Source organism: Mesorhizobium sp. M2A.F.Ca.ET.067.02.1.1 (assembly GCF_004023285.1).
In the GTDB taxonomy this organism is placed as follows: Bacteria; Pseudomonadota; Alphaproteobacteria; order Rhizobiales; family Rhizobiaceae; genus Mesorhizobium.
This window is the reverse complement of sequence record NZ_RZSB01000724.1, coordinates 1-3,071: the sequence shown is the minus strand read 5'-3', so window position 1 is coordinate 3,071 and position 3,071 is coordinate 1. Positions and strand designations below refer to the sequence as shown.

3 protein-coding genes are annotated in these 3,071 nt (G+C 67.1%); all 3 read right to left on the bottom strand.

Annotation, left to right across the window (positions count from 1 at the left end; translation table 11 throughout):
- Window positions 1-338: TIGR02186 family protein (locus EOA28_RS30730; RefSeq protein WP_189342265.1), on the bottom strand; the 338-nt coding region annotated here is incomplete at its 3' end.
- Window positions 338-1,261, bottom strand: a complete 924-nt coding sequence (locus EOA28_RS30725; RefSeq protein ID WP_127250794.1) for a sulfite exporter TauE/SafE family protein — start codon at window positions 1,259-1,261, stop codon at window positions 338-340. The genes EOA28_RS30730 and EOA28_RS30725, both read right to left, overlap by 1 nt.
- Window positions 1,262-1,453: 192 nt before the next feature.
- On the bottom strand, window positions 1,454-3,071 hold a 1,618-nt coding region (locus tag EOA28_RS30720), incomplete at its 5' end, for an SEL1-like repeat protein (protein WP_189342263.1).

Here is a 3,071-nt window from a genome sequence, read left to right as displayed (position 1 = left end):
ACGGAATAGGAGACAGGCACGTTCTCGAAGGTTTCGGAGTCCAGGTTGATCCAGACGCCGAGCACGCGGTCCTTGCGCCGCACCACGACCGGGCGCGGCGGCCCTTCGAGCACGACGACCACGTCGTAGCGGCCCTGTCTGGCGATCAGCGGGTCGGGATTTTCCAGCGATCCGAAGATGGTGAGGTCGGCGCCGGAGAAGCCCGCCGTGATGGAGATCGCGTCGGTCGAAAGGCCGATCTGGATGCTTTCGGTGGGCGGCGCCTGCGCCGTCGCCGGGGAAAGGGCAAAGAGCATCGACAACGAGGCGGCGGCTGCAAACGCTCTCAATCCCGCCATCAGTTGAGGCCCGCGGCGGACAGCGAATAGAGATTTGGCGGCGTCACGAAGAGATCGACGGCAAGGCGGATGGCGACGGCCAGCACCAGCATCGCCAAAAGCGCGCGCAGCTGCTCGCCGCGCAGCCTCTGGCCGGCCTTGGCGCCATATTGCGCGCCGGCGACGCCGCCGGCCATCAGCAGGAAGGCCAGGATCACGTCGACCGTCTGGTTGGTCGTGGCATGCACCAGCGTGGTGTAGGCCGACGTGAAGATGATCTGGAACAGCGAGGTGCCGATAACGACATTGGTCGGCACCTTGAGCAGGTAGATCAGCGCCGGCACCATGATGAAGCCGCCGCCGACGCCCATGATCGACGACAGGAAGCCGATCCCGGCGCCGAGCCCGAGCACCGGGATGACGCTGACGAACAGCTTGGAGGCGCGGAAGCGCATCTTGAACGGCAGCCGGTGGATCCAGTTATGCTGGCCGGATTTCTTCAGCACGGGCGCCGCGCCGCTGCGGCTGGCGCGCAGCGCGTTGAGGCTCTCGACCAGCATCAGCCCGCCGACCGTGCCGAGCAGCACCACATAGAGCAGCGAGATGAAGAGGTCGAGCTGGCCGAGCCGGCGCAACAGCGCGAACACGAAGATGCCGGCTGTCGAGCCGACGATGCCGCCGGCCAGCAGCACGCCGCCCAGCTTGAAGTCGAGCGTGCCGCGCTTGAAATGCGACAGCGCGCCGGAGAAGGAGGAGGCGATGACCTGGTTGGCGCCGGTGGCGACCGCGATCGCGGGCGGGATGTTGTAGAAGATCAAAAGCGGCGTGATGAGGAAGCCGCCGCCGACCCCGAACATGCCCGACAGGAAGCCCACCGCCGCGCCCATCGCCAGCAGCACGAAGACGTTGACGGAAATTTCCGCGATCGGGAGATAGATGCCCACCCGGCTGTCTCGATCAGTTTGTCTGTCGGCGCATAGTGCCGTCCCCGGACACTAAAGCACCGAAAAGCCAATTTTTTCTTGCGCCGGTGCGGCGGCGGGTCAAAACCCCGCCGCCGCGCCGAAACAAAAACCATCTCAATCAGTTAACAGGCAAATGTGTGGCAGGGCGTCGTGTATGCGACGCGCCTGCCGTTATTTCTTCGCCAAGAGCGCCTTGACGAGCGGCGCGTCGATCTCGCCGGTCGGCGTCATCTTGTTGTCGGTCTGGAAGGCCATGATCGCGGTCTTGGTCTTGCCGCCCATGACGCCGTCGGCGCCGCCGGCATCGTAGCCGTTCTTGTTGAGGATCAGCTGGATGTTCTTCACCGCCTTCTTCATGTCGATGCCGGCGGTGGTCTGCGGCGTGCTGTCCTGCCAGGATTCCGGAATGTCGGCCGAGTTGGCGGCGGCGTTGAGCGGCTTGGCCTTCCACAATTCCGTGGCGGCGCGCGCCCGCTCGAGCTGCTCGGGCCGCAGCGCATTGGCGATCTCGTCGCGCTTGGCTGAGGCGTCCTTGTCGCCGGTCTTGGCGACCAGGGCGAACCACTTGTAGGACTCTTCCAGGTTCTGCTTCATGCCGACGCCCTTGGCCGCCAGGATGCCGAGGTTGAACTGGCTGTCCTTGACGCCGAGGTCGGCGGCTTCCTGGAACCAGTGCGTCGCCGATTCATTGTCGGTCACCCCGTCCGCCGCCATGGCGAACAGCACCGCGAGATTGTGCATGGCGCTGGCGTTTCCCTGCTCGGCGGCGAGCTGGTAGTAGGTCTTGGCCTTCTTGATGTCGCGCGCGACGCCGATGCCCTTTTCGTAGAAATTGCCGATGCGGTATTCGGCCGGGGCGAAGCCGAGCTCGGCCGACTGCTCGTACCATTTGGCGGCGGCCTTCATGTCTTCCTTCACGCCGCGCGATTCAGCATAGCGCGAGCCGACCTCGAACAGCGCCTTGGCGTCGCCGCCGGCGGCGGCGTCGCGCAGCGCCACCGGACCGATTTCGGACGGAATGTCGAATTTGGCGGCTGCCGTCTGGCTCCCGGCCGGCGGCACGGTGCCTGTCGTGTCGGCGGAGGCTGCCGCAGGCGCGCTGGACGCGCCGCCGCCGGCTGCCGGACCGGCCGTCACGGGCTCCTTGGCCATCGGCTGCGTGTCGCCGTCCGTGTCCGTCGCAGTAGCAGCCGAGGCGGCGGGCTCGGATGGCGTCGCCGAAGCCATCGGCGCCGGTGCGGCAGGCGCTGCAAGCGCCACCGGCGCGGGTGCCGGTTCGGCCGGCGTGGCGGCTGCTCTTTCGGGACTTGCGGGGACAGATGCGGCCGGTGCCGTCTCTTGGACGGGCTCCGCCTGTCTGACGGGACGGGCAGGCGCGCTTTCGGGCTGTGCAGCGGCATCAATCTTCGGTGTGTCGGTCTTCTGCGTGTCGGCCTGCGGCGCGGCGGTGGCGTTGAGCGAAGCCGTATCGACCGTTTGCGTGGAGAGAGCAGGCTGGTTGTTGGCCGTCTCGACCGGATCGGACAGGAAGGCTTTGCCCAGCTGCAGACCGGCCAGAGCCATCATGATGGCCGCCGCAGCCATCAGGATCGGCTTGCGCCGCGCCTTGAGCAGGTCGCCGATCCGCAGTGCCTTCACCGGGCCGGTCATGGTCGATTGCCGCTTCAGCGTGTCGGCTTCCGCCGCTGCCGCCTGGGCAGCGCGCCGGGCCGCGGCGATGAAATCCGACTTAGCGGCATCGCTGTCGGTGCGCCGGGCCGGCTGCCCGCCGCGCTCGTCTCGCACCCGC